The 26,619-nt window shown below is 49.0% G+C and carries 30 protein-coding genes; 3 read left to right on the plus strand and 27 right to left on the minus strand.

The window, feature by feature from the left end:
* Positions 1-3: 3 nt before the first annotated feature.
* The 3 genes from BT105_RS05925 to BT105_RS05935 form a co-directional block, all read right to left on the minus strand.
* Positions 4-678 carry a TIGR00266 family protein gene (locus BT105_RS05925; protein ID WP_072299880.1) on the minus strand — a complete coding sequence of 225 codons (675 nt, stop codon included), beginning with the start codon at positions 676-678 and terminating at the stop codon, positions 4-6.
* Between the two features lie 50 nt (positions 679-728).
* Entirely contained in the window at positions 729-1,715 is a 987-nt protein-coding gene (locus BT105_RS05930; protein WP_072299881.1) for a biotin--[acetyl-CoA-carboxylase] ligase, read from the minus strand.
* A 286-nt stretch (positions 1,716-2,001) separates the two neighbouring features.
* Positions 2,002-2,472, minus strand: coding sequence for a hypothetical protein (locus BT105_RS05935; protein ID WP_072299882.1), 471 nt, complete (start codon positions 2,470-2,472; stop codon positions 2,002-2,004).
* 186 nt (positions 2,473-2,658) lie between these two features.
* On the opposite strand from BT105_RS05935, the gene spoIVB reads away from it, so the two are divergent.
* Positions 2,659-3,825 (plus strand): SpoIVB peptidase, encoded by a 1,167-nt coding sequence (gene spoIVB / locus BT105_RS05940; protein WP_242940094.1) that lies wholly within the window; start codon positions 2,659-2,661, stop codon positions 3,823-3,825.
* Between the two features lie 49 nt (positions 3,826-3,874).
* Here spoIVB and BT105_RS05945 read toward each other — a convergent pair whose 3' ends face one another.
* The 12 genes from BT105_RS05945 to BT105_RS06000 all read right to left on the minus strand — a co-directional run bounded on the left by BT105_RS05945 (position 3,875) and on the right by BT105_RS06000 (position 13,056).
* Positions 3,875-4,147 carry an HPr family phosphocarrier protein gene (locus BT105_RS05945; protein ID WP_019679940.1) on the minus strand — a complete coding sequence of 91 codons (273 nt, stop codon included), beginning with the start codon at positions 4,145-4,147 and terminating at the stop codon, positions 3,875-3,877.
* Positions 4,148-4,527: 380 nt separating this feature from the next.
* Positions 4,528-5,226, minus strand: a complete 699-nt coding sequence (gene trmD / locus BT105_RS05950) for a tRNA (guanosine(37)-N1)-methyltransferase TrmD (protein WP_072299883.1) — start codon at positions 5,224-5,226, stop codon at positions 4,528-4,530.
* A 50-nt stretch (positions 5,227-5,276) separates the two neighbouring features.
* Positions 5,277-5,996, minus strand: coding sequence for a hypothetical protein (locus BT105_RS05955; RefSeq protein ID WP_072299884.1), 720 nt, complete (start codon positions 5,994-5,996; stop codon positions 5,277-5,279).
* A 51-nt stretch (positions 5,997-6,047) separates the two neighbouring features.
* On the minus strand, positions 6,048-6,632 hold the full coding sequence (locus BT105_RS05960; protein WP_242940095.1) for a hypothetical protein: 585 nt from the start codon (positions 6,630-6,632) through the stop codon (positions 6,048-6,050).
* Position 6,633: 1 nt separating this feature from the next.
* Positions 6,634-7,137 carry a ribosome maturation factor RimM gene (gene rimM / locus BT105_RS05965; RefSeq protein WP_072299885.1) on the minus strand — a complete coding sequence of 168 codons (504 nt, stop codon included), beginning with the start codon at positions 7,135-7,137 and terminating at the stop codon, positions 6,634-6,636.
* A gap of 192 nt (positions 7,138-7,329) precedes the next feature.
* The gene (locus BT105_RS05970; protein ID WP_072299886.1) at positions 7,330-7,935 is read right to left on the minus strand and encodes a helix-turn-helix domain-containing protein; all 606 of its coding nucleotides are present in this window, start codon (positions 7,933-7,935) and stop codon (positions 7,330-7,332) included.
* Between the two features lie 242 nt (positions 7,936-8,177).
* Positions 8,178-9,617 carry an adenylosuccinate lyase gene (purB, locus tag BT105_RS05975; protein ID WP_072299887.1) on the minus strand — a complete coding sequence of 480 codons (1,440 nt, stop codon included), beginning with the start codon at positions 9,615-9,617 and terminating at the stop codon, positions 8,178-8,180.
* A gap of 166 nt (positions 9,618-9,783) precedes the next feature.
* Positions 9,784-10,446 (minus strand): hypothetical protein, encoded by a 663-nt coding sequence (locus tag BT105_RS05980; RefSeq protein WP_072299888.1) that lies wholly within the window; start codon positions 10,444-10,446, stop codon positions 9,784-9,786.
* 34 nt (positions 10,447-10,480) lie between these two features.
* Positions 10,481-10,852 (minus strand): hypothetical protein, encoded by a 372-nt coding sequence (locus BT105_RS05985; protein WP_072299889.1) that lies wholly within the window; start codon positions 10,850-10,852, stop codon positions 10,481-10,483.
* Positions 10,853-10,919: 67 nt separating this feature from the next.
* A complete protein-coding gene (locus tag BT105_RS05990; protein WP_072299890.1) occupies positions 10,920-11,156 on the minus strand; it encodes a hypothetical protein in 237 nt (78 codons plus the stop codon).
* Between the two features lie 16 nt (positions 11,157-11,172).
* Positions 11,173-11,940 carry a PP2C family protein-serine/threonine phosphatase gene (locus BT105_RS05995; protein ID WP_072299891.1) on the minus strand — a complete coding sequence of 256 codons (768 nt, stop codon included), beginning with the start codon at positions 11,938-11,940 and terminating at the stop codon, positions 11,173-11,175.
* A 21-nt stretch (positions 11,941-11,961) separates the two neighbouring features.
* The gene (locus BT105_RS06000) at positions 11,962-13,056 is read right to left on the minus strand and encodes an FHA domain-containing protein (protein WP_072299892.1); all 1,095 of its coding nucleotides are present in this window, start codon (positions 13,054-13,056) and stop codon (positions 11,962-11,964) included.
* 362 nt (positions 13,057-13,418) lie between these two features.
* Here BT105_RS06000 and BT105_RS06005 point away from each other — a divergent pair, with 362 nt between their 5' ends.
* Together BT105_RS06005 and secF are read left to right on the plus strand one after the other, a co-directional pair.
* Positions 13,419-14,849, plus strand: coding sequence for a preprotein translocase subunit SecD (locus tag BT105_RS06005; RefSeq protein WP_431767977.1), 1,431 nt, complete (start codon positions 13,419-13,421; stop codon positions 14,847-14,849).
* Complete coding sequence (gene secF / locus BT105_RS06010; RefSeq protein ID WP_072299894.1) at positions 14,846-15,817, plus strand: protein translocase subunit SecF; 972 nt, start codon at positions 14,846-14,848, stop codon at positions 15,815-15,817. Before BT105_RS06005 ends, secF begins: the two co-directional genes overlap by 4 nt.
* A gap of 241 nt (positions 15,818-16,058) precedes the next feature.
* Here the strand turns inward: secF and BT105_RS06015 are convergent, their stop codons facing one another.
* The 12 genes from BT105_RS06015 to BT105_RS06070 form a co-directional block, all read right to left on the minus strand.
* On the minus strand, positions 16,059-16,469 hold the full coding sequence (locus tag BT105_RS06015; RefSeq protein WP_072299895.1) for a F0F1 ATP synthase subunit epsilon: 411 nt from the start codon (positions 16,467-16,469) through the stop codon (positions 16,059-16,061).
* A gap of 18 nt (positions 16,470-16,487) precedes the next feature.
* On the minus strand, positions 16,488-17,879 hold the full coding sequence (atpD, locus tag BT105_RS06020) for a F0F1 ATP synthase subunit beta (protein ID WP_072299896.1): 1,392 nt from the start codon (positions 17,877-17,879) through the stop codon (positions 16,488-16,490).
* 267 nt (positions 17,880-18,146) lie between these two features.
* On the minus strand, positions 18,147-19,055 hold the full coding sequence (gene atpG / locus BT105_RS06025) for an ATP synthase F1 subunit gamma (RefSeq protein WP_072299897.1): 909 nt from the start codon (positions 19,053-19,055) through the stop codon (positions 18,147-18,149).
* 14 nt (positions 19,056-19,069) lie between these two features.
* Positions 19,070-21,094 (minus strand): F0F1 ATP synthase subunit alpha, encoded by a 2,025-nt coding sequence (gene atpA, locus BT105_RS06030; protein ID WP_072299898.1) that lies wholly within the window; start codon positions 21,092-21,094, stop codon positions 19,070-19,072.
* Positions 21,091-21,579 (minus strand): F0F1 ATP synthase subunit B, encoded by a 489-nt coding sequence (atpF, locus tag BT105_RS06035; RefSeq protein WP_072299899.1) that lies wholly within the window; start codon positions 21,577-21,579, stop codon positions 21,091-21,093. Before atpF ends, atpA begins: the two co-directional genes overlap by 4 nt.
* A 32-nt stretch (positions 21,580-21,611) precedes the next feature.
* On the minus strand, positions 21,612-21,830 hold the full coding sequence (atpE, locus tag BT105_RS06040; protein ID WP_028514191.1) for an ATP synthase F0 subunit C: 219 nt from the start codon (positions 21,828-21,830) through the stop codon (positions 21,612-21,614).
* Between the two features lie 24 nt (positions 21,831-21,854).
* Positions 21,855-22,073 carry an ATP synthase F0 subunit C gene (atpE, locus tag BT105_RS06045; RefSeq protein WP_028514191.1) on the minus strand — a complete coding sequence of 73 codons (219 nt, stop codon included), beginning with the start codon at positions 22,071-22,073 and terminating at the stop codon, positions 21,855-21,857.
* A 26-nt stretch (positions 22,074-22,099) separates the two neighbouring features.
* A complete protein-coding gene (locus BT105_RS06050) occupies positions 22,100-22,762 on the minus strand; it encodes a F0F1 ATP synthase subunit A (RefSeq protein WP_028514192.1) in 663 nt (220 codons plus the stop codon).
* A 238-nt stretch (positions 22,763-23,000) separates the two neighbouring features.
* Positions 23,001-23,345 carry a hypothetical protein gene (locus BT105_RS06055; RefSeq protein ID WP_303803772.1) on the minus strand — a complete coding sequence of 115 codons (345 nt, stop codon included), beginning with the start codon at positions 23,343-23,345 and terminating at the stop codon, positions 23,001-23,003.
* A 50-nt stretch (positions 23,346-23,395) separates the two neighbouring features.
* Positions 23,396-24,337: a GDP-mannose 4,6-dehydratase gene (locus BT105_RS06060; RefSeq protein WP_072299901.1), complete on the minus strand. Its 942-nt coding sequence runs from the start codon at positions 24,335-24,337 to the stop codon at positions 23,396-23,398.
* A 16-nt stretch (positions 24,338-24,353) separates the two neighbouring features.
* Entirely contained in the window at positions 24,354-25,475 is a 1,122-nt protein-coding gene (locus tag BT105_RS06065) for a glycosyltransferase (protein WP_081367813.1), read from the minus strand.
* On the minus strand, positions 25,468-26,619 hold the full coding sequence (locus BT105_RS06070; RefSeq protein ID WP_072299902.1) for a glycosyltransferase family 4 protein: 1,152 nt from the start codon (positions 26,617-26,619) through the stop codon (positions 25,468-25,470). Before BT105_RS06070 ends, BT105_RS06065 begins: the two co-directional genes overlap by 8 nt.

A 26,619-nucleotide genomic window follows, 5' to 3' on the forward strand; every position in this document is an offset into this window, starting at 1 on the left:
GATTTACTTCTTTACGCCGAGAGAAAGAATTCTGCCTGCAAAGTCGTTGAAGTTCTGTGTCTGGAGTATTACCTTACCCGGACCTACCAGCTTTGTGAGGAAAAGTCCCTCGCCGCCGAGGAATATATTTCCCAGTCCCTTTACAGTCTCTATCTCGTACTGTACAGTGGGCTCGAAAGCAACGACGTTACCTGTATCTACTTTGAGTATTTCGCCTGGAGCGAGAGTTTTCTCTACCATATCTCCGTCAACTTCGAGGAAAGCCATGCCGCTTCCGAAGAGCTGCTGGAGAATGAAGCCCTCACCGCCGAAGAATCCCGAGAGTATCTTCTTTGTGAAAACTGCCTTGAGGTCTACTGTCTGTTCAGCGCATAGAAATGCGCCCTTCTGGCAGATAAGACCGCCGTTGGAGATATTTACAGGAACGAGAGAACCTGGGACTGTAGCGCCGAAAGCTATCTTTGCGCCCTGAACTTCAGCTGTGTAATTAGCCATGAATATGGATTCGCCTGTGAACATTCTTCCGAGGCTTCTTCCGAGACCGCCTCTTGCATTTGTGCTCATCTTGATGCCCTGTGACTGCCAGATCATTCCGCCTGACTGTGTGAACATTGATTCTCCTGCGTTAAGCTCGCATTCTACTGCCGGTACTGTTTGACCAATAATCGTATATCTCATACAGACATACCCTCCTTAACATTTTATTATATTCAGCGGAATTACCGCTTTTAAACATTTTTTATCCTGCACAGATTGGCTTCTCCCGAGTTGAGGTGGATAGTCTCACCCGACTGGAGCTGCACTATGAGGTTGGCATTGTCGTCAATGCCCGTAGCTTCACCGATTATCTGCTTGTTTCCCACATTTGCGGTTATTATATTTCCTGTGAGAAGCTCGCGCTCTCTGTATGCGGAAAGAAAGCTGCGGTTCTCTATTTTATGCATATATATTTCAAGGCGGTTGAGCACCTCTGCGCAGAGCCTGTTCCTGTTTACGGCAACTCCCGTCTCGTCCTCGATAGATGTAGCCTTTTTGCGTAGCTCCTCATCGAAGCTGTCGCCTATACTGCGGACGTTTATGCCGATACCGATAACGGCGCAGTCAAGAGTGCGCATTTCAAGTCCGAATGAAGCCTCTGTCAGTATGCCGCATATTTTTTTGCCGTTCATGTAGAGGTCGTTCACCCATTTTATCATAACGGGCTGACCGCAGCAGTATTCTATAGCTTCTGCAACTGCGCAGGCTGCCGCTCCTGTTATCATTGGAGCGTATTCAAGGCTGAATTCGGGGCGTACAAGAGTACTCATATATAGTCCCTTGCCGGCAGGTGAAACGAAGCTCCTGCCTATACGTCCTCTGCCTGCGGTCTGTCGGTCGGCAACGGAGGTAGTACCGTTGGGAACGTTGTTTGAATCCTGTTCCTTGGTGATATTATTGGTGGACTCAACTGTATCATACACGCTGAGGTTGCGTCCCAGCTCTTTTGTTTTCAGAAACGGAGTGATAAGGTCTGCCGAAAGTCTGTTGTTGTCATCGTTGAGCTTGTAGCCCTTGGAGGTCACTGAGCTGATGGAAAATCCCTCAGTTTCAAGCGCTTTTACGGCTTTCCACACAGCATTGCGGCTTACGCCGAGCTTGTCTGCAAGGGCAGCTCCCGAGATATAATCGCCCTCTGCGCCTGCAAGGGAGGCGAGCAATTCGGATTTTACGTTCATAGTCGAGTGTTCCTTTCGGTAATGTTGATAACATTGTATCACAAAAAAATAGTTTTTGCAAGAGAAATCACGGAAAATTGGTAAAAATGACGTTCGGAGATATCATAATTTTAGCTAAGCGCAAAAAAGGACGGTTTTCGAGACCGACCTTGTTGTATAATCTTATTTTGCACGGGCAAAAAGTTGAGAGTTGAGAATTGAGAGTTGAAAGTTATGGAGTCGCCGTTGGCGACAAGATTTTAATAAAATGAGCGAATAAAACACATTAACTCTCAACTCTGCACTCTCAACTCTCAACTGCGCCAAAGCGCCTAAGCTGTACTGCGGCTATGGCTGCCGTAAGCGCACAGGGCGCTATACTTGGCAGAATTCTCCGCATATACATATCGCTGACGGGCAGCATGGTGTATTTATCCGTCCAGCCGCTTGAATCGGCGTGGTCTGTGAGCTGCTTCAGCATCACCAGACACAGGACAAGTCCGCCCAGAGCAAGAATAATTGCCAGAATATTCGGCGTTTTTTTCCTGAAAAGGCACAGAAAAGCTCCGAAAACCATAAGAACTGCGGATATTATTAGAAAAACTCCCGTATTTTTCAGCTCTGCGCCGTAGCTTTCTCCGTTATATATGAGACCTGCCCCCGAAAGTGCGGTCATAGCTCCCGAAAACCATAAGCTCAGCAGCAAAGTCACGACCTTGCATACCGTCATCAGGGGCGAGCGCCTTTCAGGAAGCTTTTTTGTGTTTTTTTTGCTCATTTTTTACTCCCTATGTAGTTTTCGGCTGTGTGGAATTCACATCTATAAAAGCACTCAGCCGAAGCATAATAATTATTGCTCCCGTATTTGCGGAGCAATATGTTCCACGGAACAGGAAAGGATAACAAAATGTTTTTTAAAAGAAAAATTGTAAGATCTGCTGCAACGCTATTATTTGCAGCTTTTGTGGGATTATTCGGAACAGCAGGCTATTATTCCGCACAACTGCCTGCGGTGATAAGCGCTTCGTCGGCAGATGACCTGAAAATAGCGTCTTTTCCGCAGCTCAGCTGCTCTGCTGCGCCTGAGCTCGCCATACCTGCCGCAGGTACCTGCTCAGACGGGGAGCAGGTGACTTTTTCGCTTTTCGGCGCTATCCCCGTCAAAAATGTTGAAGTCCGAAAAACAGAAGCTCCCGTTTTAGCTGTGGGAGGGCGTCCCTTCGGCATAAAGCTGCTCATGGAGGGCGTCATGGTCACAGGACTTGGCGACGTGGAGTGTCAGGATGGCTCGCTGACCTGTCCTGCCGAGGACGCAGGCTTGCAAAAGGGAGATATAATACGTCTTGCAGACGGCGAGATACTCACCTCAAACGACCAGTTACAGCAGAAAATAGCCGATTCTGGCGGAAACGTCCTTGAACTTTCGGTGCGCCGCGGCGATGAGGATATAGCCATGGAGCTCCAGCCCGTGCTCTCGCGCAGAAGCGGCGGCTGGAAAGGCGGTATGTGGGTCCGTGACAGCATAGCAGGAATTGGTACGATGACTTTTTTTGACACGAAAACAGGCTGTTTTGCAGGACTTGGACACCCTATCTGCGATTCCGATACGGGCGGAGTAGTTCCTGTTCACAGCGGTGAGGCTGTGCCTGTGGAAATTACCGAGGTAAAGCGGGGCGCCCGCGGATTGGCAGGGGAGCTTCGGGGCAAATTCGCCATGTCTGACAGCTTCGGCGTTCTTGAACGGAACAAGCCCAGCGGTATCTACGGGCGGCTCAATAGCGAGGCTCTTGCGGAGATGACCGCGGACTGCGAGGAGTTCCCCATGGCTTTCCGTCAGGAGATAACCGAGGGCGAAGCCGAGATATACACCACAGTTTCGGGAAATACTCCCGAGAGGTATTCTGCCGAGATAGTCAGTGTTGACTACAGCAGCGGCACAAGCTCGAAAAACATGGTGATACGCATAACCGACAGGCGGCTTCTTGACGCGGCAGGAGGCATAGTTCAGGGCATGAGCGGCAGTCCTATAATCCAGAACGGCAAGCTCATAGGTGCGGTAACTCATGTTTTTGTGGGCGAGCCAGCAAAGGGATACGGTATTTTTGCGGAAAATATGGCTTCTGAGCTGTAAAAAAATAAATGGGCGTTACTTTTGGTAACGCCCCGAGTTTTTTGTCTGATTATCTATTTTCCTCGCTGAAACCGCTGTCAACAAGCTCGATAAGAGCATCAACTGCAGCCTTTTCATCAGCGCCGTCAGCGATAACCTTAACGTTTGTACCGCCAACAATACCGAGCGAAAGAATGCCAAGCAGACTCTTTGCATTTACTCTGCGCTCTTCCTTTTCGATCCAGATCGATGACTTGAACTCGTTAGCCTTCTGAATAAAGAAGGTTGCGGGTCTTGCGTGAAGTCCAACCTGATTCTTTACCATTACTTCTCTGACAAACATAAACAACTCTCCTATTCTCGTAAGTTACAGTCTCTCTAATTCTTTTTAAGGACTGTGTTGCCGTTTGCAAATTTGTTTCACTTGCTGATTTTATTATACAGTCTATTTTTTGCTTAGTCAACGGATTTTTATGATTAAAAGTCATGTTTCCGCTAAATTCTACATTTAGATTAAATGTGAATGAAATTTTATCAACTTGCTTGTTTATTATCACTACAAAAAATTGTTGATAGTGATTGTTGAAAGTGCATATTTATCAACATGATATTATGGTATTTTTTTCTAAAGGGAGAATGCTTTTTTGTCTATACAGCCAGTTATGTGTGGAACACTTTGTGGAACAATGGCATTTTTTGTGGAACAAATTGTTGAGGAATTGGTCAGCCAATTTTTCCGTTATATTTTTCCAGAAGGTCAGGTCGGCGCTCCTCTGTGAGCTTCAGGCTCTGCTCGTGACGCCATGTTTCGATGTTCTTGTGATGTCCCGTAAGGAGCACGGGCGGAACCGCCTCGCCCTCCCATATTTCGGGGCGTGTGTACTGAGGATACTCTAAAAGTCCGCTGTAAATGCTCTCGTCGGTGAAGCAGACCTCGTCGGAGAGTACTCCATCGCACATACGGGCGACAGTATCGGCAACTACCATTGCAGGGAGCTCGCCCCCTGTGAGTACATAATCGCCAATGGATATCTCCTCGTCTACGATCTTGTCGATAACACGCTGGTCTACGCCCTCATAGTGACCGCAGAGAATGAGGATATTGTCCATTTTTGACAGCTCAATGGCTTTCTGCTGGTCAAATATCCTGCCTTTGGGAGACATATATATAGTATGGGGCTTTGCGCCGAGGTCTTCGCAGACTGCCTTGTAGCAGTTGTAAATGGGCTCGCACTGCATTACCATGCCCATTCCGCCGCCGTAGGGCGTATCGTCAACGCGGCGGTGCTTATCCTGAGTATATTCCCGTATCTGACGGCAGTGAAGGCTTATTTTTCCTGCCTTGCGGGCTCTGCCGATAATGCTCTCGCCGAGGACGGCTTCACACATTTCGGGGAACAGTGTGGCTATTTCAATATGCATATTTATGCTCCTTTATGATTTGAGACCGCATGAAGCGGTCTCGGATATTATTATGTAAGCTTGATACTGTTTGCGATCGCCAGTATCTCATTTGTATCTGTGACCTTTATGCCGATGTGGTATTTGGTCTTTTTATCGCGCTCGGGGTAGATGTCGATGAATGCCATGTTGTAGTCTGACACCTTTTCGATGTGGAGACAGCCGCGGAAGCCTACTCCGTCAACGGAATAGTATACTTTCGGATTGTTTTCGCCGAAATATGCTTCGTTTTTCTCCTTCATCATAAGATAGAAGGTCTTGGAGTTCTTGAAGTCGTGGATATCGAAATCCTCCATAGTAAGGGACATTTTCAGCTTTGTGAACTCATAGCCGTTCTCGGGAGTGGTCTTTTCCACAGCCTTGCAGTAACGGTCGAGAGCTTCCTTGGAAATGCCCGTTCTGTCGAGAAAATCGTCGCTTTCGCTTATACTCAGCTCGTTTATGATGATATAGTGGGTATCGTCGCCGTTTTGCCATTTTGCCTCGGACTTGTCGTCGGTGCGCATGGGCTTCATATCGTTCCACGCGGTAAGGCGCAGACCGAAGTTTGAATAGTCGGCGCATTCCTCTGGCAGAGGCGGCAGATCATCGGGAATGGTCTCCCAGATACTGTCGGTAAGCTGTAATTCGTGGGTGCACTTGTATTTATACGGTATGCCGGGGAAGAAGTAAGCGCAGACGCCTGCTGCGGCGATTATGAGCAAAAACAGTATGCCGAAGAATTTTTTCATGGTTGGGTGCCTCCTTTTGGCGTATTTACGCCGAATTTTCTTTTGTTCTTTTTATTTTTCTATCTCTTTTTTATGCATAAGGTGTATGCCGATGTGTCCGATCCCAAGTATGAGAGACGCCGCAGTAAGAAAGACGCTGCGGGCGTATACTCCGAGGAGAAATACCGCAAATACAGGCAGTGAAGCGCCTGCCAGCGGAAAGCCGCAGTAATCCGAGTACATATCTCCGAGGGTGCGGCTGCTTCGGAAATATTTTATCCAGTAGAGCTCATACATTATCATAAGTATGAGTGCGAGTATAAGATAGCCCAGTCGGGGCGAAACGGCAAAGCGGTCAAGTCGGCGGTCGATAAGTACGAATACCGACACAAGGACTTCGCCTGTGCGTTCAAGACCGAGGAGAAGCTTGTTCTCGTGCTTTGCGGACTCCTCATAGCCTGTGGGCTGATTTTTGCTCCATATGATATTGGGGATAAACAGCATGAGCAGGAAAACTATCCCTGTTACCGATACGCCCCATTTCGGGAGCTGTAGCCAGCCTTTCAGCGGTTCTGCGCTGGTCATTGCCGACCATGCGGCAATTGCCGCAAAAGCCGCAGTAAGAGCTCCGACAGCTATTATATTGCTCTTTTTCATTTCAGTCGAAAAGTCCGTCAAGAGGACGGATAGTCATTACTCCGCCGTCAACGTCCGTAGAGACCACAACGTCTGCGATAGCAGGGACGAGATATTCCTTATCGTCGCCCTTTATGACGTAAACGTCGTTTGCGCCTGTCTGCATAACGTCGGCTATCTTGCCGTAAACGGTGTCGTTGTCTGCGTCGCGGACTTCAAGACCTATGAGGTCCTGTATGAAATAGGTGCCCTCGTCAAGTTCGAGGTCGTCGCGGTGCATATAGAGCACTTTGTTGCGGAGCTTCTCCGCCGCTTCGGGAGTGTCGATTCCCTCTATCTTTGCAATAACTGTATTCTTGAACACTCGGGAGCGCTCAATGAACACTTCCTCGTGGTTCTTTCCTATGAACAGCCTGTCGAACTCCGCAAGAAGCTCGGGACTGTCGGTATAGGGCATTATTTTCACCTCGCCGCGGATACCGTGGGTGGTGACTATCTTGCCTGCTTCGAGATATTCTTTTTTCATTTTATTATTTACCTGTTTGATGTTTCATTGTGGGGGCGGCGGAACGCCGCCCGACAATAATATTTGTATCCTGCGGGCGCCCCTACATGGCGTAATTTATACAAAGCGCCGTAAGCGATGTACAATTAACAAATTTAGTAATAGTGAGCGAACTGGCTCAGCTCGCGTGGCAAGGGTGCGCAGGCTCTGCGCTTAATGAGTTAATCTGCGCTTGCAGTATGAACGTTTGCCGCACTTGGGGCAGGTGAGCTTTCTCTTTGTGAGAGTATGAATGCCGAAAACATAGCTCTTTGCAGACGGTACGAAGCGTGTTCCGCAGTGCCTGCACTCATAAGTGCCTGCGCTCAGATCCGCCATGCAGGCAACAGCGATACCGCCTGCCATAACGATCACGGCTATTGCGATAAGCAGAATCCTCTGCCATGTTTCCATTTTCAGTGTGCCTGCCACTAATATGATCGTAACGCTTGCAAGTACTGCGATAGCGGCTGAAATAGCCGAAATGATTATTTTTCTTATGCTTTCCTCTTTTTCACGCATGATATTCATAATATTTTCCTCCGCTTTCTTCTTGTAGTCCTCGTCGGGGATACGCTCGCCCGTGAGGAGCTCGTTTACATTGATACCTAACTTTTCACAGAGGGGGAGCATAAGGGACACCTCGGGCATACCCTTGCCTGTCTCCCACTTGGAAACTGTCTTATCACTGATAAGGAGTTCTTCGCCAAGCTGTTTCTGTGTAAGTCCTTTTTCTTTTCTCATCTGAGAGATGAATCTGCCGATCTTTACCTGATCCATTCATGTGTCCTCCTTTCTGAGAAAAGTGTATCATGCTGCGGAGAAAAAGTACACCCATGAGCCGTAGAATTACGGTATCAAGCGGAGTCTACGCTTCGTAGAGTGCGATTTCAAGCCATTTGCCGATGACCTGTAATGGTATAATTGGTACAAAGTGCCGTAAGCGATGTACAAGTAACCGATTTAATAATAGTGAGCGAGTTTACGAGCGACATCGGGGCAAGGGTGCAGCGTCACGCTGCTTAGTTCTTCATTTCAAAGCTTTCGCCGAGGATATCCTTGTTAGCTTCGAGGATAGGATTGATGCACTCTGCAAGGAACTCGTCAACCTGCTGTGAGCTTCTGCCTGTATAGTTCTCGGGCTTGAGAACAGCGTCCAGCTCTTCCTTTGTTACCATGAACATGGGGTCAGCTTCAATGAGCTCGCAGAGATTGTTGTCCAGACCGCGGACCTTAACGTTTGCGCCTGCCTCCATGGAGTAGTCCATGATACGGTCGTGGAGCTCCTGACGGTTTCCGCCCTTCTTTACAGCGTCCATCATGATGTTCTCGCTTGCCATGAAGGGGAGCTCTGCCATAACGCGGCGGCGTATCATTTCGGGATATACCACGATGCCGTTTGTAACGTTCATCATGATGTTGAGGATAGCATCAACGCCGAGGAATGCCTCTGCTACGCTGATACGCTTGTTAGCGGAGTCGTCCAGAGTTCTCTCGAACCACTGTGTGCCTGCTGTGAATGCAGGGTTAAGGCTGTCTATCATTACGTAACGTGCGAGGGAAGTGATTCTCTCACAGCGCATAGGATTGCGCTTGTAAGCCATTGCAGAAGAGCCTATCTGCTTCTTCTCTCTTGGCTCCTCCATTTCCTTGAAGGACTGGAGAATACGCATATCGTTGGAGAATTTGCTTGCGGACTGTGCGATATCGCTGAGGAGCTCCAGCACCTTTGAGTCCACCTTACGTGAGTAGGTCTGACCTGATACGGGAACTACAGCGTCAAAGCCCATTTCCTCTGCTATCATCTGCTCAAGCTTCTTTATCTTGTCAGTGTCGCCCTCGAAAAGCTCCATGAATGAAGCCTGTGTGCCTGTTGTGCCCTTTGAGCCCAGAAGCTTCAGTGTGGACATACGGTATTCAAGGTCGTTGAAGTCCATGAGGAGCTCGTTGAGCCAGAGTGTAGCTCTCTTGCCCACGGTTGTGAGCTGTGCAGGCTGAAGATGTGTATAAGCAAGGCAGGGGAGGTTCTTGTACTCGTCTGCGAACTTTGCAAGGTTGTTCATGACGTTTATGAGCTTTCTGCGGACTATCTTAAGAGCGTCGCGCATGATGATAACGTCTGTATTATCGCCTACATAGCAGGAAGTAGCTCCGAGGTGGATTATGCCTGCGGCGTCGGGACAAGCCTGTCCGTATGTGAAAACGTGAGCCATAACATCGTGACGGGTTATCTTTTCGCGCTCTGCTGCCATTTCGTAGTCAATGTCGTTTATATGCTCCTCCAGCTGCTTGACCTGTGCCTCTGTAACAGGAAGACCGAGCTTCATTTCGGCTCTTGCGAGAGCCACCCAGAGTTTTCTCCATGTAGTGAACTTTTTATCCGCAGAGAAAATATACTGCATTTCCTCGCTTGCATAACGTGTGCAGAATGGGCTTTCATAGCTGTTGATATTACCGCTCATTTGAAATTTACTCCTTTAAAATAAAAATTATACTGCGCATTCAGCGCAAAGGATATCAAATTTATTATATCATTATAAGCCTGTCATGTCAATAAAAAAGGCGGCACGGAGCCGCCTTAGTTTTGATGAAATTTTGCTTTATTTCTGTGTAAATTACCCATTGACATCACAGCTCGTCCATAGTCCCCTGCTTTGCGTCTGCGATATGACCGTCAGGACTGCTCTGAGGGAGCACCACATCCGACATGGAATCCGAAGCCGTTCTTTTGCGGTCGTCTATCATCTGCTGATAGGGATCCTTTATGCCGTACTGTTTTATATCCATTTCCTGATCGAAAAAGCGCTCGTTGAACTGCGGAAAGCCGTCGGCTTCTTCAAGCTTATGGTAGGTAATGTTTATTTTCAGGTTGATGACTGCTGCTGTGCCAACTATTGCCAGCAGTACCAGATGCATGATCGAGAATTTGCCGAAGATATTGAAATCGTAGAACAGCTTGTTCTCATACGGACTGAGGAACATCAGAAGCAGCTGATTTATCACCAGTACACCTATGAGTGCCATAAGTGAGAAGTCGTGGTATCTGTAGCAGCCCTTCCACGCTAAATAGGCTGCAATGGGTACCACTATCAGTGCGTCAAGTGCGCCTGCGACTACATATGAGATAAGTCCCATAAATATCGCTGTGGGCAGATATACTGCGAGAGGCGCTATATAAAAGAATATAAGCTTTGAGCGCACCTTCTGTACTCTGTTGTAAAGTGTTCGGTTGTGTGCGAATTCCTGTGATCTGACGCTTCGGTTATAGCCTAATTCGTTTGCCTGTGTCATATAAACGCCTCCTTATGTATGCTGAGTATATTGCTTAGTATGCGCCGTCGTCCAGCTTTTTAGCCATGAAGCAGTAAGCGATAGAGAAAACGAGTCCTAAAACAGCGGAGCTCTTGTTGTCCGAGCCGATGAATGATATGATGTTGAGCACCATAAGTATCGCCGCCAGCTTGAAGCACATATTGTAGTTCTCCTTTACGCCGTAGAAAGCCATAAACAGAGCTATTGCAGTCGGTATGAGAGCCAGCAGGATAGCGAGTATAGCTACACCGCCGAAGGCAGCTTCTCCGCCTGTTTTTCCTGCGGTAGCAGCGCCGACGCCTGCTATGCCAAGTACTCCGATAATGGCGATAATGCCGTAATAAACGAGCAGTAATATGCTCATTATCTTGAATGCTAATTTCATTTTGATTTTCCTCCTATATCATGTATAAAAATATATATTAAGCCGAAGCCTGCGTGGGAGCTCGGGCTTAATCGCTTATTACGTCATCAGTGTGGACTATGACAGTGTTTTCCATGAGCTCGAAGCCTGCTGCGGCAGCTGCCGCGGATACCTCGCTGAGCGGAACAGATGTCATTTTGCTTCGTGAAGCGCCGCTTCCGTTGGCTTTTCGCTCTTTTTTAGCGATAATGCTCCACATTATGATGTTTATTATGATGAATACCGCAGCGGCAGCTGCGATAACAAGTATCTCTCCTGTAGTCATAGGTATCTCCTTTGCATTACAGCTCGGGACGAAACAGTGCGGCGGTTATGTTGTCGGTCTCGTCTCTGTCCTTGACGGTGTCGATGAGCTGTCGGAGCTGCTTCTGCATATCCGCCTTTGTGGTCAGCTTTTTAGGTGAAAGCTCCTCGAAAAGCTCCTTTTCCGTGAGAACATGGCGGAAACCGTCGGAGCATATCATGTAGTTTACGCCGTTTTCAAGGTCACCAAGCTTTACCTCGGGGAAAACATCGTCGGTAACGCCGATGCACTGTACAAGAGCGTTCCTGAGGGGATCGGTGCGGGCCTCCTCGGGAGTCATATTTCCCAGCTTTACCTCGCGGTTGACAAAAGTGTGGTCGTCGGTGAGCTGGCTCAGCTTATCCGACACCTTGTATATACGGGTATCGCCTACGTGGAAGGTCATGAACTGCGAATCTACGGCGATAATGCCTGTTGCGGTAGTGCCCAGCTGCAAACACTCGCGCCTGCCGTAGGCAACAAGCTTTGCGTTAAGGCGGCGGAGCCTGCTTATTACGTTATGGGCGGCAGTATGCCAGTCCCATTCGGGCAGCTCAAAGGGCAGCTCCCTGTCGAACCATTCGGCGAAGCTGCGGACTACCTCGGCGCTGGCAAGCTCTCCCCGTGAGAGTCCTCCCATGCCGTCGCATACCAGTATCAGCGCGGCTCTGCCTGTATTTGTTTTAGCAGTCTTTATGCATACGCTGTCCTGATTTATCTTTTTGGTGATACCCACATCGGTATCACAGGCTGCAATATATTCCATAATTTCCCCTTGTGACGCAGATCATACGTCTGTGAAATCGAATTCCTCGTTTGAAAGTGTGAGCACGTCGCCGCTTTTCAGCTTTATCTCCCTTTCGGGGAGCAGGGGCGTGCCGTTTATATAGGTCTTGTTGGTGGAGTTGTTGTCCTCAATGAAGCATGAGCCGTCACGGGTGTATATAGTGGCGTGGACTCGGCTGACAGTCCTGTTTTCGGTAACGCAGAAGTCAACGCGGTCGCGTTCCTTGCCTATTCTGAACACAGGCTTGCTGATATTCACGGTAACTCCCGTAGAACGCCTCGTGAGGGTAGGATATCTCACTTCAACATGAGGTCTTTCCTGCTTTATGAGCTCGGGGAGGGGCTGACGCTTCTCCTCGTTTATAGAGGGCAGCACCTTTGGCTCGGGCTTCTGCACCGCAGGTACGGGAGCCTTTACGGGCTTTGGTATATTGAACTGGTGAGTGTCGCCGCTCTGCTGAACAGGCGGTATAACTCTCGGTGTGCGGACGGGCTGCTCCTGCTGAGCAGGTCTGCTGAACTGTCTGTGGTCGTAGGACTGACCGAATATTTCGGGACAGGTCTCGCGGATATACTCCTTGGTCTGGTATATGCTGAAAACCCGCATACCGATGACATAATTCATGAAGCTGTCTATGTTGGCGTAGGTGTTCTGGTCTGCGTATTTAGCGTAAGTGGATATCTTGCGCAGGCAGTTCACTATGCCGTCGTTAAAGCTCTCGTTGTACCAAAGCGGCAGATAAAACAGGTGAATATCGCAGTTTTCGGGAGAAACTGTGACGAAATCGAGGTCAAGTACGATATTCTGCATATTAAATCCGCAGTTTTCAGCCACTTCAAGTATATCGAGAAGATTTGAAACTATTCGGAAATATTTTTTTGTGTCGACGCCGCTTTTCAGAAGGTGCATGAGGGGGATACCCCTTGCGCCTGTGAATTCAAGCTTGTCTGCGGCTGTGGAGCGCGGTACGAGCCAGCCCTTTATGCGATTGTCTATGAAATAGTTGTATTCGGCTTCGTTGAGCATTTCGCTGCCCATGAATTTACAGTGTATGCACACCTCGCCGTTTTTTTCGGAAAATCTAAGCTTTGCCACGTTACCGCTCCTTTCGGTTTGCTGTTTAATATTATACAATATTATGTATGCAAAGTCAAGATTTTACTGTAGGGGACGACGTTCACCCGTTACGTATAATCGGGCGGATAATATCCGCCCCTGCAAGCTAAAGACTCGGAACGCCGAAGGCGGCGTTCCCTACAAGTAATTTGTTCATAATTCCAAATTTGAGCTGCTGTAATTGTGCATATTTTTGAAATGGGAATATTTTCAGCTCATATGCTTGACTTTTTTATAAAAATATAGTACAATAATTGTAATTGTCATAGAGACAGGAAATATGAGCTTAAAGGCTTATCTGCGCACTGGCAGACCTGAAAAAAAGCTCAAAAACAGGAGGCATGACTGTGAAAAAGACAGGCAAAAAAACTTTCTTCATTGTCGTTGCTTTTATCGCTATTTTCGCCGTAACATCAGTTCTTGGCATTGATAAGCTCTACGGCGACAACAGGACCACCTACGTCAAGGGCGTTGACGATATCCGTCTTGGTATCGATATCAAGGGCGGTGTTGACGTTACCTTCGGTCCCGCAGGCGACTTCGACGCTGACGAAGCTCAGCTGGATTCCGCTACCGAGGTCATCAAGACAAGACTTTCTTCACTCGGTATCACGGATAACGAGGTCTACAGCGATACAAAGAGCGACAGAATTATCGTTCGCTTTCCATGGAAGGTCGGCGAATCAAACTTCGATCCCGAATCTGCCGTTAAGGAGCTCGGCGAAATGGCTGAGCTGACATTCCGTAAGGGCACTGATACAACTACTGACGCAGAGGGAAATACCGTTCCTTCAGGTGAGATCGTCCTCACAGGTGACGATATCGCTTCTGCAAAGAGCCAGTACTTACCTACCGACGACGGCAAGGATCTGGAATATGTTGTTTCTCTTGAGCTCAAGTCAGACGGTGAAAACTCAGGTAAAGAGAAGTTCGCTGCTGCTACAGCCGAGCTCATGGGTACTGAAACACCTATCTCTATCTGGATGGATAACACTATGATATCCGCTCCGAGAGTAAACAGCACTATCACAGACGGTAAGGCTCAGATCTCAGGCAGCTTTGACGCTGATTCTTCAAAGAAGCTTGCTGACCAGATAAATTCAGGTGCTCTTCCGTTCAAAATGGAGACAAAGAGCTTCAGAACTATCTCTCCTACAATGGGTGAAGGCTCACTGGACGCTATACTCCTTGCAGCTCTCATCGCATTCGTCGGAATAGCTGTATACATGATATTCCTCTACAAACTCCCGGGTTTTGTTGCTGTTATCGCACTCTGCGGACAGGTAGCAGGCTCTATCGCAGCTATCACAGGCTGGTTCGGCTTCATGAACGGCTCGACTCTTACTATACCCGGTATCGCAGGTATCATACTTGCAGTAGGTATGGGTGTTGACGCAAACATCATCACAGGCGAGCGTATCAAGGAAGAGCTCAGAACAGGCAAGTCCCTTGACGCTGCTATAAAGATAGCTTACAAGAGAGCATTCTCCGCTATCCTCGACGGTAACATCACAAACGTTATCATCGCAGTTATCCTTATGGGCGCTTTCGGTGTTCCCGACAGCTTCTTCTCAAAGATACTCAACAAGACTATTTTCTTCGCATTCGGCGCTACAGCTGAGGGCGTTGTTTACTCCTTCGGATTTACCCTGCTGGCAGGCGTTATCTGCAACTTCATCTTCGGAGTATTTGCTTCAAGACTTATGGTAACATCACTCTCCAAGTTCAAGTGCTTCAAAAACAGAAAGCTTTACGGAGGTGATACGAAATGAGCAAGAAAGATACTCAGAAAGAAGTCGTATTAACTCCCAAGAAGGTATATAACTTCTGTTCAAAGAAAAAGCTCATACTCGGCGTTGTAATCGGCGTTCTGCTCGTATTCATCGCAGGAGCTGTTATTCAGGGCATTCATCTCGCTATCGAGTTCAAGGGCGGTACTCTTATCACCTACACTTATCAGGGCGAGATCAACACAAACGATGTTGCTTCAACAGTAAAGGACATCGTTGGTTCAACTGTTGTAGTAAGAACAGGTGAGAGCCTTGACTCAGGCGGAAAGCAGGTAACTATCTCGTTTACCTCCGATCAGGGACTTACTGTTGACAGACAGACAGAGCTCACTACAGCTCTCAGAGATAAGTTTACCGAAAACGACCTTGAGATATACGATTCAAACGACGTTAATCCTACATCAGGACGTGAGTTCCTGCTCAAGTGTCTGGTAGCGGTTATTTTCGCTGCTATCGTCGTTATCATCTATATCGCTATCCGATTCAGAAATATCGGCGGCTGGTCAGCAGGTGTCTGCTCAATATTCGCTCTCTGCCTCGACCTTCTCGTTGCATTTGCAACTACAGTGGTATGCGGCTTCAATATCGATTCAAATATCGTTGCTGTATTTCTTACTATCCTCGGTTACTCTATCAACAATACTATCGTTATCTACGACAGAATCAGAGAGAACCGCAAGCTTATGCCAAAGGCTTCTCTTAACGAGCTTATCAACGTAAGCTGCACACAGTCGCTTACACGTTCTATCAGAACATCTATCACAACTATCGGTACAATGCTCGTAGTAACAATAGTTGTTATGGTAACAGGCTATGATTCGCTCCTCAGCTTCTCTGTTCCGCTTATGATGGGACTTATCTCAGGTACGTTCTCATCACTCTTCGTTGCACCTGTAACATGGTCATGGTGGATGAACAAGAGAGCTGCAAAGGGCAAGGCTTCCAAGTAAAATCAAAACCGTCCGCAAAAAGCGGACGGTTTTTTGTATGTAGGGGCTGCCTTTGTCAGTCCGTGCCTGACGAAACGACCTCAAATGACCAATGTAGGGGCTGATGCCTACATCAGCCCGCAAAAGGTAAACGAGATACACGGGGCGATGCGGGCATCGCCCCCTACATGAGTTATGAGAGTAATTCGGACGCCTAATTAGTGTCCCGACAGAAAAAGCACTCCCACGGAGTGCTTTTTTGTTACTTGAAATGTTTCTGTGATATTTTCAGACGGTTCATAGCGCGGTTGAGAGCAGCCTGAGTCTCATAGTACTCCTTGATGCTCTGCTTCTGCCTGAGACGCTCCTCAGCGCGTTCACGGGCTTCTTGAGCGCGTTTGATGTCTATCTCCTCGGGAAGCTCGCAGGTCTCCGCAAGGATAATTGACGAATCGGGCATTACCTGTATGAAGCCCTCGGATATGGCGGCATACTTCCATTCGCCGTCCACAAGGTATTTAAGCTCGCCTGTGGGGAGACAGGTTACCAGCGGCTCATGTCCTGCCATTATACCGAGAAGTCCGTCTATAGCGGTGATAACGAGGTGCTCCACCTCTCCGCTGAAAAAAATACGGTCAGTAGCAATTATCTCAAGGTGAAAGGTCTTAGCCATAATCCAGCCGCCTCCCTATTACTCGTCCATCTGACGAGCCTTCATGATAACGTCGTCGATAGTTCCTGCCATGAGGAATGCAGCCTCGGGGTACTTGTCCATATCGCCGTCGATGATAGCCTTGAAGCCCTCGATAGTGTCCTTTAACGGCACGTACTTGCCCTTGAGACCTGTGAAGTTCTCGGCAACGTTGAACGGCTGAGAGAGGAACTTCTGTATCTTTCTTGCGCGGTATACAGCCAGCTTGTCATCTTCGTCAAGCTCCTCCATACCGAGGATAGCGATGATATCCTGCAATTCCTTGTACTTCTGGAGAAGCTCCTGTGTGCGTCTTGCCACGGTGTAGTGCTCCTCGCCTACTATTTCTGGTTCGAGGATACGTGAGTTGGACTCCAGAGGATCAACAGCAGGGTAGATACCCTGCTCGACTATCTTACGGGAAAGTACCGTAGTAGCGTCAAGGTGTGCGAAGGTTACCGCAGGAGCAGGGTCTGTAAGGTCGTCCGCAGGGACATAGACTGCCTGTACTGAGGTTATAGAGCCGTTTTTCGTAGAGGTGATACGCTCCTGAAGCTCGCCGACCTCATTAGCCAGAGTAGGCTGATAGCCAACGGCAGAGGGCATACGACCGAGAAGAGCCGATACCTCGGAGCCTGCCTGTACGTAACGGAAGATATTGTCGATAAAGAGAAGAACGTCCTTGTGCTCGCGGTCACGGAAGTACTCAGCCATAGTAAGACCTGTCTGAGCAACACGCATACGCGATCCGGGGGGCTCGTTCATCTGGCCGAAAACGAGAGCTGTCTTGGAGATAACTCCCGATTCCTGCATTTCGTTCCAGAGGTCGTTGCCCTCACGGGAACGCTCTCCGACGCCTGTGAATATGGAGTAGCCGCCGTGCTCGGTGGCGATATTTCTGATAAGCTCCTGAATGAGGACGGTCTTGCCAACGCCTGCACCGCCGAAAAGTCCTATCTTACCGCCCTTAGCGTAGGGAGCGATAAGGTCGATGACCTTGATACCTGTTTCGAGGACTTCTACAACAGGGCTCTGGTCCTGAAAAGTAGGAGCCTTGCGGTGTATCTCCCATTTTTCCTCGGTCTCGACGTCGCCCTTCTTGTCGATAGGCTCGCCGAGTACGTTGAACATACGTCCGAGAGTCTGCTCGCCTACAGGCACCTTGATACAGGAGCCTGTGGAGGTGACCTCCATATTTTTGCTGAGTCCCTCGCTGGACGCCAGCATGATACAGCGGACTATGTGGTTGCCCATATGCTGAGCGACCTCCATAACGCGCTTTTTGCCGTCAACCTCGACGGTGAGGGCGTCCCTTATCATAGGGAGCTTTCCTGCGCCGAATTCAACGTCTATAACAGGTCCGATGACCTGCGTGATTCTGCCTTTTTCCATTTTTTTCTCCTTTTTAAGAGAACTTGTAGGGGCGCCCTTTGGGCGTCCGTGCCTTTCGGATAAATAAAAAGAAACGTATTGTAGGGGGCGATGCCCACATCGCCCCGTGGGTATTGTGTAAATTTGACGGGCTGATGTGGGGGACTCCCTACAGTGTAGGGAGATGTCGCAAAGCGACAGAGGGTACGGGTGCCTGTTAGGCATCAGCCCCTACATATATTGTTTTATGTTTGTTGTATTCGGACGGGCAATGCGCGTTCCCTACGATCATTCAACGAGAGACTGTGCACCGCCGCATACCTCGGTTATCTCCTGAGTGATAGCCGCCTGTCTTGCACGGTTGTACAGCAGTGACAGGTCCTTTATCATGTCCTTTGCGCTGGTAGTAGCCGCGTCCATAGCGGTCATACGGGACTGCTGCTCACAGCAGAACGCCTCTACCATAGCTCCGTAGATGATACCCTTTGCGTACTGCGGGATAAGGTAGTTCATTACCTCCTCGGGAGAGGGCATGAACGAAGCCTTTGGCAGCTTCTTCATAGTGCCGTCAGCCGCCTTGCCGAAGTGCTTTCGCTCAAAGGGCAGCAGCCGCAGGGTTCTTGTCTCCTGTAGGCTCGAATTGACCATATCCGTGTAAATGAGGTATACCTCGTCCAGCTCGCGGTTCTCGAACTTTTCCAGAACTATCTCCGCCACTTCCTTTGCTCTGTAGAGCGTTGGATTTTGTGTGGTATAGAGGAACTCGCCGTCAACGGAAGCCTTTTTGCCGCTGTTGATACGCCTCTGGTAGTACATTCTGCCTACCTGTCCCATAACGAAGAGGTAGCAGTTGTCAAGGTCGGCAGCCTCGTCCAGCTTCTGGTCGGTATATTTGAGTATGTTGTGATTGTAGCTTCCGCACAGTCCCTTATCGCCTGTGATGACGATATAGCCCTTTTTACGCTTATCCTCGGGGATATCCTTACGTCTGTCGAAGTAGAGCTGACGGGTGTGGGGAGTATGCTCCAGAACGCTCTCAATGGTGGACTGGAGCTTGTAGAAGAAGGGCTCTGTGCACTCAAGTGACTTCCTTGCCTTTTTAAGCTTGGAGGACGACATGAGGTACATAGCATTGGTGATTTTCAGTATCTGCTGGATACTTGCGATCCTTTCGCGGATCTCTCTCATGTTAGGCATAGCTTGTCACCGCCTTATTCTTCAAAAGCTGTGAGTATTTTTTCGATACGGTCTGCAAGATCGTCGGTGAGGACCTTATTCTCATCTATCTCGGAGATTATATCCTGACCGTAGCTTCTGATATATGTCATGAGGTCTGTGCGGTATTCTCTCAGCTCCTTGAGGGGGATACCCTTGAAGAAGCCGTGCTGTGCCGCATAGAGGAGTATTACCTGCTCGGAGTGAGGCAGGGGATTATACAGGGGCTGTTTAAGCAGCTCTGTGAGCATTCTGCCGTGGTCGAGAAGCTCTGTTGTTGACTGGTCAAGCTCCGAGGAGAACTGTGTGAATATCTCCATTTCCTTGAACTGAGCAAGGTCGATACGGAGATTTCCCGAAGCCTTCTTCATAGCCTTTGTCTGAGCCGCGCCGCCGACACGGGATACGGAAAGTCCGTAGTTCACCGCAGGACGGAGACCTGAGTTGAAAAGCTCGCTCTCTAAGAATATCTGACCGTCTGTGATAGAAATAACGTTGGTCGGGATATATGCGGAGATATCGCCTGCCAGAGTCTCGATGATAGGGAGAGCTGTCAGCGAACCGCCGCCGTGCTCGTCGTCAAGACGGCTGGAGCGCTCGAGAAGTCTCGAATGGAGATAGAATACGTCGCCGGGGTAAGCCTCACGTCCCGGAGGACGGTGGAGCAGAAGCGACATGGCTCTGTATGCGACGGCGTGTTTTGAAAGGTCATCGTATACTATGAGTACGTCCTTGCCCTTTGACATGAAGTACTCAGCGATAGCAGTACCCGAATACGGTGATATATACTGGAAAGGAGCAGGATCGCTGGCAGAAGCGCATACAACTACGGAGTAATCCATAGCGCCGTATTTTTTCAGTGTATTTACGATCTGTGCAACGGTAGAAGACTTCTGACCTATGGCAACATAGATGCAGATAACGTCCTGTCCCTTCTGATTGATTATGGTATCAACGGCGATAGAGGTCTTACCTGTCTGTCTGTCGCCGATTATGAGCTCACGCTGTCCGCGTCCGATAGGGAACATGGAGTCGATAGCGAGGATACCTGTCTGCAATGGGGTATTTACGGGTTTACGTTCGATAACGCCCGGAGCTTCGCGCTCGATAGGGAAGTAGTCCTCAGCCTTGATAGCTCCCAGACCGTCGATAGGCGAGCCAAGAGCGTCAACTACTCGTCCGAGAAGCTCGTCGCTTACGCCGATACCTGCTCTCTTGCCTGTTCTGATAACGGAAGAGCCCTCTGTGAGACCGTGGTCGTCACCGAGAAGAACGACGCCGATGGACTTCTCTTCAAGGTTCTGAACGATACCTCTGATACCTGTCTCAAACTCGACAAGCTCACCGTACATTACGGAATTCATGCCGTAAACTCGTGCGATACCGTCGCCGAGACGGGTGACGAAGCCTGTTTCCGTAGCGCCTGACTTTACGTCAAAGTCGCGCACCTCTGTTTTGAGAACGGAAATTATATCGCTGTTCTTGCTCTTAGCGGCAGGAGCGTCAACGTATTCAGCCGCCTTGGTCTGGAGAGTGTCCTTCATAAGGCGGAGGCTTGTGCGGTAGCTCTTGTCGTATTCAAGGTCGCCTGCATTGAGTATGAAACCGCCGATGATATCGGGATCGTGCTTGTACTCTATGTCAACGTCCTCTTTGACGAATTTCTCCATGATGAACTTGCGGAGATCAGCCTGCTGAGACTCCGTAAGGGGAGTAACATAGCGGACTACAGCCTTGATGCTGCCCTGCTTGTCGAGGAGCATATCCTCGTACTCGTCAAGTATCTCGCCTATATTTGCCACAGCGCCGCTGCGGACGGTATTTATCATGAATTTCTGTACCGATTCGGGGAAGAGCTTGCTGATTATGCCGCGCTTTTCGTCGTGAGTAACAAGGGGATTTGCCAGAGTATCAGCCACATCGGGGCAGGTCTCCAGCACACGCCTTGTCTCGGAGCAGTCAGTCTGGGAAACGTCCAGACGTACCAGCTCTTTCAGGAGTTCTCTGTCTGTGTCTCTCATTTCTTGCCCTCCTCATCGGAAAGGAACTTATCTACAAGCTTGCGGTTCTTCTCGTCGTCAACATTCTCACCGATGATCTTGGAAGCAGCCTCGATAGCGAGGTCTGCGATCTCGGACTGAGCCTGACGGAGAACGCGCTTTCTCTCGTTTTCTATAGTCTTGTCGGCGTCGGCAACTATCTTTTCAGCCTCCTCCTGAGACTTCCTGATAATTGCGGTGCGCTCGGACTCGGCGTCCTCATGCGCCTTCATTATGATCTGGTTAGCCTTTTCCTTGGCTTCGCTGATAGAGTCCTCATACTGCTGACGGAGCTCCTCAGCCTCAGCCTTTGCCTTTTCGGCAGAGTCGAGGTTATCCTGTATAGTACGTGTACGATCAGCCTTCATCTTGTTTATAGGCTTGAAAAGGAATATCCTCAGCAGAATAAACAATATCAGTACATTTATGACAGTCTCGACAATGTACCAGAATTCAAATTTGATCATTATATGCCCTCCTTATGTGTATCTGCTTCGGCTTATGCCTTGCCGATAATAAGGATAGCGATAACGAATCCGTAGATAGCAGTAGCCTCTGCGAGAGCACAGCCCAGCAGGAGAGCTGTTCTGATATCGCCCTTTGCCTCGGGCTGACGCGCGATAGATTCTGTAGCCTTAGCTGTAGCGATACCTATACCTACACCTGCACCTGCGCCTGTAAGAACGGCGATAGCAGCGCCAATTGCGATGAGTCCCATTTTAATATACCTCCATATATGTGATTATGCCTTACCGATAATAAGGATAGCGATAACGAAACCGTAGATAGCAGTAGCCTCTGCGAGGGCACAGCCCAGCAGGAGAGCTGTTCTGATGTCGCCCTTTGCCTCGGGCTGTCTTGCGATAGATTCTGTAGCTTTAGCTGTAGCGATGCCTATACCTACGCCTGCACCTGCGCCTGTAAGAACGGCGATAGCAGCGCCGATTGCGATAAGTCCCATAAATTTATACCTCCGTGAAGTTGAAGTTATTCTTCCTCAATGGCTTCAGCCATGTAAAGAGAAGTAAGGAATACGAATACATAAGCCTGTAAGAGTCCGTCGAAAATATCAAAGTATGCGCTTGCGATAACAGGAACGCCTATTGCGCAGAGACCTGTTTTTATAAGCTCCATGACTACGAATGCACCGAGGACGTTACCGAAAAGTCGCATACACAGCGACAGCGGTCTTGTCACAAGGTCCAGCAGATTTATCGGGTTCAGCAGGCTCTTGAGCCATTTCAGCGGTCCCTTTTCGATGATGAACGACAGCTGAACGGCGATTATAGCGACGCCTGCCAGAGCAGCCGTGACGTTTACGTCCTTTGTGGGCGGAACGAAGCCGAACAGACCTATTAAATTGGCAAATGCTATGTAAATTATCAGAGTTTCGAGGAATGGCAGGTATTTTTTGCCCTTATGACCGAGTATGCCGAGGAAAAAGTTGTCCAGCCAGTCGATAATGCCCTCAAGTATGCACTGAGAGCCTGTGGGTACTTTTTTGAGCTTTCGTGTAAATATTATGGACAAAAGAACGATAACTGCCATTATTATCCACGTTACCACACATGAATCGGCAACGGGTATACCTCCGAGAATCGGTATCGTAAAGGCGGTCTTGGATTGCAGTTCTTCCAAAAGATTGTCCATTTAAACACCTTCTTTCAGTATGGCTTTGCGCCAAAATAATAAAACGGAGACTGCAATTACACAAATCTCCGTTGATTGAGTCTTGATTGAGTACAGATATACGGTCCGACGGACTTTTTTCAAGCAGCGGTGGTATATCCTTTCCACACCCTTATATAATATAACAAAATCCGCCTATTGTCAAGAGTTTGACGAAAATTTATGCATAATCATTGGGAATATCAAAATATATATTTTGTTACTTGCCGTCGCCCTCCGAGAGCTTTATTGCGCGGTCAAGGCGCTCTATAGCACCTGAGTTGAGCTTTTCCGCAAGACGTATGCGGTCAAGCTCTTTCTTGAATGCACCCAGCTCGTTGGCTATCTTGCGCATAATGTCTTCGTTCTGTATCTGCTTGTCCTCTAAAGCGCATACTCTTTTGATAAGGTCGTTGACGTTTGCGGCAAGGAGCTCATTGGCGTTATTCTGCTTTTCGCCGAACTCAGTAAGCTTTTCGCCTGCTTTGAGGGTGCTTATCTTTTCATGACCTGTAAAGGTGCGCATTTTCTCATTTGTAAGCTTTAAATCGGACAATTTGTTCACTTCCTATCCTTTGTTCTCTTTCTTTACTGTTCTTTTCCAAGTGTAGTCCCTTAGGACATGAGCTTTTCGCGCCAGTAGTTGAGAGTATCCTCAACGGTCTGCTCCATGGTTATCTCTGCTTTCCAGCCTGTATCGCCGAAGATTCGGGATACATCGGGTTCTATCAGCGGAATGTCCGAAGCTCTCATGCGGCTGGGATCCTGCTTGACTTCGATATCGCATTTGGCGAAAGACAGGGCTGTATCGAGAATAAACTGTATATCCACAGCTCTGCCCCTGCCCACGTTGTAGACAGTGCCGCTCTTTCCCTTTTCACCGAGAAGCCTGTAGGCTCTCACAACGTCGCGGACATCGGTGAAATCGCGCTTTGCTGAGAGATTTCCCACGCTGATGACGGGCTCGCGGAGACCTTTTTCAATTTCCGCTATCTGACGGCAGAAATCCGAGATAACGAAGATATTGCTCTGTGCAGGTCCCGAGTGGTTGAAAGCACGCACCATGATGATATCCATTTTGTAGGCGCGGGCGTATATCTCGCCCAGCATACCCTGACAAGCCTTTGTAGCGGCGTAAATATTGCCGGGATTCAGCGGCTCGGACTCGCTGAGCGGACAGGCTCCCTCACGGATATAGCCGTATTCCTCGCCGGAGCCGATAAGCACCGTGCGAATGTCCTGTTTTTTTGCTTCGCGGAGAGCTTCAAGTACGTTTATGCTTCCCACAACGTTTATCTCTGCGGTGAGCTGAGGTTTTTTCCACGACACGGAAACGGAGCTCTGAGCCGCAAGGTGATATACGATATCAGGTGATATTTTGTCCAGAAGTGCCGATATATCCTCTTTTTTCAGGATATCCAGCGGATATGAGGGACAGCTTTCGCTTATATTCTCATTAGGCAGACAGGTCGCGTGTACCTCCCAGCCTGCGGCGCTGAGTTCGCGGATAAGATAGCCGCCCACAAAGCCTGCCGCACCGATTATCAATGCTTTCAAATGTCTGCCCTCCTGTTTATTTCAGTAATTCGTATAGGTCGTTCAGTATCTTTTTCTCGTTGAAGTCCGTCTGTACGCGCTCTGCGGCGGCTCTGCCGTATTTTTCGCGGAGCTCCTTATCCTCTGCAAGGAGAGTTATAGCCTTTGCCAGAGCCTTTGGCGACGAGGGCGGTACGGTAAGTCCCGTTTTTCCGTGGAGACTTACATAGGGGACTCCCGAGGGGAGAGATGTGTTGATGACGGGCTTTCCGTAGACCATAGCTTCAAGCTGTACTATGCCGAATGCTTCGCTTGGAGCTACCGACGGGAGCACGAAGATATCGCAGTCGGCGTAAGCCTGACGGAGCTCCTCATCGGGGAGAAATCCCAGAAAATGTACCTTGTCCTCCATGCCGTGAGCGGCGGCGTAGCCTTTCAGCCTGTCGCCCAAATCGCCTGTGCCTGCGATGAAAAGCTCACAGCCCTTCACCTTTGTAAATGCGCGGAGAAGCACGTCAACGCCCTTGTAATAGACAAGTCTGCCTGTGAAGAACACCTTGACGCTGTTCTTGTCGGTTGCTCTTTCGGTGAGCACGGGACGGCGCTGTACGGCGAGGTACTCCTCGGGTATGATACCATAGGGGAGAACTCTGCACTTGTCCGCAAATTCGGGCAGATACAGCGAATGCTTAACGTGTCCCTCCGTAGCTGTCAGTATGATATCAGCTCTTTTCAGCAGATAGCACATGAAGGGCTTGTAAAAGAGCATGAGTTTTTTCTGTTTTACGATGTCGCTGTGCCATGAGACTACCACTTTGCCCTTGAATCCCGACAGCATGAGCGCCGCGTCAGCAAGGGGAAAGGGTACGTGTATGTGTACGATGTCGGCTTTTTTAGACATTTTTCGCAGATATCGTATGAACGACAGCGATATGGGACATTTGAAATAGGTCCCGAAGCTTCCTGCACGGGTAATATCAACGCCGCACATCTTCTCGCGGATAGTCCTGCCCCGTCCGTCGCGGCAGACCAGAGCCTTTACCTCGACGCCGTCAAGCCTGCCAAGCTCCTCGGAATACTGCCTGATTATGGTCTCTATACCGCCGATATGGGGATAATAAGCTTTGTTTACTTCAAGGATTCGCAGTTTTTTATTCATGTTTCAGCTCCCTGTATACGTCCATGAGCATTTTTGCAGAGCGTTCCCATGTGAAGCCCTGCGCTCTTTCAAGTCCTCGGCGGCTCAGCTCTTCGCGGAGCTTTTCGTCGCTGTAGAGCCTGTAAAGTCCCTTTGCAATGCTCTTTACGTCGTATGCGTCGCAGATAACGGCACAGTCGCCTGTTACCTCGGGGAGTGAAGCCTCTCCCGAAGCAAGCACGGGTACTCCGCAGGCCATAGCCTCTAAAGGCGGCATACCGAAGCCCTCGTACAGTGACGGGAAAACGAATGCCAGAGCGCCGCACATGAGAGGATTCATGTCCTCTGAGGGGACGTATTTTGTGAAGATGATATTCTTTTCCATGCCCAGCTTTTCAACTCGGCTGTAAATTCCCTTGTCAAGCCAGCCCTTGCCCCCTGCAAGCACTAATTTCGGAGCTTTTTCTCCGACCTTTTTGGCAAATGCCGCATAAGCCGATATAAGGCGCTCTAAGTTCTTGCGTGGCTCGATAGTACCCACATAGAGAAAGTAGTCGCCCTCTATCTCAAGGGACTTCTTCACCTCGGGGATACGCTCAGGCTCTGTGCAGGGGTGAAAGCGTTCGAGGTCAACTCCGCAGGGAACGACTCTTATCTTGCTCTCACATTTGGGGAAATATTTGATTATCTCGGTCTTGGAAAATTCCGAGTCCGTAACGATAAGGTCTGCACGCCTTATGGAGCGTTTCAGACCTATATCAAGCATATATTTAGTCCTGCCGCGGACTGTCTCGGGAAAGGTCTTGTACACCATGTCATGGACGGTGACTACCTTTTTGCCGTGGACAAAGGGCGGCACTATATAGTTGAAAAAGTGTGTGACATCGGACTTCCTGCCGAAGAAGAACGAGTAGGGAACAGGCAGAAAGGTGCTGACAGCTCTGTAGACAAAGCCTGAAAAGCCCGATGTGTTGAGCTTTATATCCTTGCCTGCAAGCTGCTTCACGCGCTTTACGCGCTCATTATCGCCGCTTGTAAAGAAGCTGTATTCGTATTTATTTTCGGGGTAAAGCGCTGCCACAGCCTGAGTCTGTCCAAGCTCGCACCAGCCTATGCCCGTCATTTTTTCGCTGCAAATAGGCACAGCGTCGAAGGTGATGTTCAT

The sequence above is a fragment of the Ruminococcus flavefaciens genome, assembly GCF_900119075.1.
Classification (GTDB): domain Bacteria; phylum Bacillota; class Clostridia; order Oscillospirales; family Ruminococcaceae; genus Ruminococcus; species Ruminococcus flavefaciens_Q.

Bases quoted from the DNA above. Each gene is read 5' to 3' on its own strand.
- BT105_RS05925 (WP_072299880.1), bottom strand. From the start codon at position 678: ATGAGATATACGATTATTGGTCAAACAGTACCGGCAGTAGAATGCGAG.
- BT105_RS05930 (WP_072299881.1), bottom strand. From the start codon at position 1,715: ATGAACGTAAAATCCGAATTGCTCGCCTCCCTTGCAGGCGCAGAGGGC.
- BT105_RS05935 (WP_072299882.1), bottom strand. From the start codon at position 2,472: ATGAGCAAAAAAAACACAAAAAAGCTTCCTGAAAGGCGCTCGCCCCTG.
- BT105_RS05945 (WP_019679940.1), bottom strand. From the start codon at position 4,147: ATGTTTGTCAGAGAAGTAATGGTAAAGAATCAGGTTGGACTTCACGCA.
- trmD (WP_072299883.1), bottom strand. From the start codon at position 5,226: ATGCATATTGAAATAGCCACACTGTTCCCCGAAATGTGTGAAGCCGTC.
- BT105_RS05955 (WP_072299884.1), bottom strand. From the start codon at position 5,996: ATGAAAAAATTCTTCGGCATACTGTTTTTGCTCATAATCGCCGCAGCA.
- BT105_RS05960 (WP_242940095.1), bottom strand. From the start codon at position 6,632: ATGAAAAAGAGCAATATAATAGCTGTCGGAGCTCTTACTGCGGCTTTT.
- rimM (WP_072299885.1), bottom strand. From the start codon at position 7,137: ATGAAAAAAGAATATCTCGAAGCAGGCAAGATAGTCACCACCCACGGT.
- BT105_RS05970 (WP_072299886.1), bottom strand. From the start codon at position 7,935: ATGGATCAGGTAAAGATCGGCAGATTCATCTCTCAGATGAGAAAAGAA.
- purB (WP_072299887.1), bottom strand. From the start codon at position 9,617: ATGAGCGGTAATATCAACAGCTATGAAAGCCCATTCTGCACACGTTAT.
- BT105_RS05980 (WP_072299888.1), bottom strand. From the start codon at position 10,446: ATGACACAGGCAAACGAATTAGGCTATAACCGAAGCGTCAGATCACAG.
- BT105_RS05985 (WP_072299889.1), bottom strand. From the start codon at position 10,852: ATGAAATTAGCATTCAAGATAATGAGCATATTACTGCTCGTTTATTAC.
- BT105_RS05990 (WP_072299890.1), bottom strand. From the start codon at position 11,156: ATGACTACAGGAGAGATACTTGTTATCGCAGCTGCCGCTGCGGTATTC.
- BT105_RS05995 (WP_072299891.1), bottom strand. From the start codon at position 11,940: ATGGAATATATTGCAGCCTGTGATACCGATGTGGGTATCACCAAAAAG.
- BT105_RS06005 (WP_431767977.1), top strand. From the start codon at position 13,419: ATGACTGTGAAAAAGACAGGCAAAAAAACTTTCTTCATTGTCGTTGCT.
- secF (WP_072299894.1), top strand. From the start codon at position 14,846: ATGAGCAAGAAAGATACTCAGAAAGAAGTCGTATTAACTCCCAAGAAG.
- BT105_RS06015 (WP_072299895.1), bottom strand. From the start codon at position 16,469: ATGGCTAAGACCTTTCACCTTGAGATAATTGCTACTGACCGTATTTTT.
- atpD (WP_072299896.1), bottom strand. From the start codon at position 17,879: ATGGAAAAAGGCAGAATCACGCAGGTCATCGGACCTGTTATAGACGTT.
- atpG (WP_072299897.1), bottom strand. From the start codon at position 19,055: ATGCCTAACATGAGAGAGATCCGCGAAAGGATCGCAAGTATCCAGCAG.
- atpA (WP_072299898.1), bottom strand. From the start codon at position 21,094: ATGAGAGACACAGACAGAGAACTCCTGAAAGAGCTGGTACGTCTGGAC.
- atpF (WP_072299899.1), bottom strand. From the start codon at position 21,579: ATGATCAAATTTGAATTCTGGTACATTGTCGAGACTGTCATAAATGTA.
- atpE (WP_028514191.1), bottom strand. From the start codon at position 21,830: ATGGGACTCATCGCAATTGGCGCTGCTATCGCCGTTCTTACAGGCGCA.
- atpE (WP_028514191.1), bottom strand. From the start codon at position 22,073: ATGGGACTTATCGCAATCGGCGCTGCTATCGCCGTTCTTACAGGCGCA.
- BT105_RS06050 (WP_028514192.1), bottom strand. From the start codon at position 22,762: ATGGACAATCTTTTGGAAGAACTGCAATCCAAGACCGCCTTTACGATA.
- BT105_RS06065 (WP_081367813.1), bottom strand. From the start codon at position 25,475: ATGAATAAAAAACTGCGAATCCTTGAAGTAAACAAAGCTTATTATCCC.
- BT105_RS06070 (WP_072299902.1), bottom strand. From the start codon at position 26,619: ATGAACATCACCTTCGACGCTGTGCCTATTTGCAGCGAAAAAATGACG.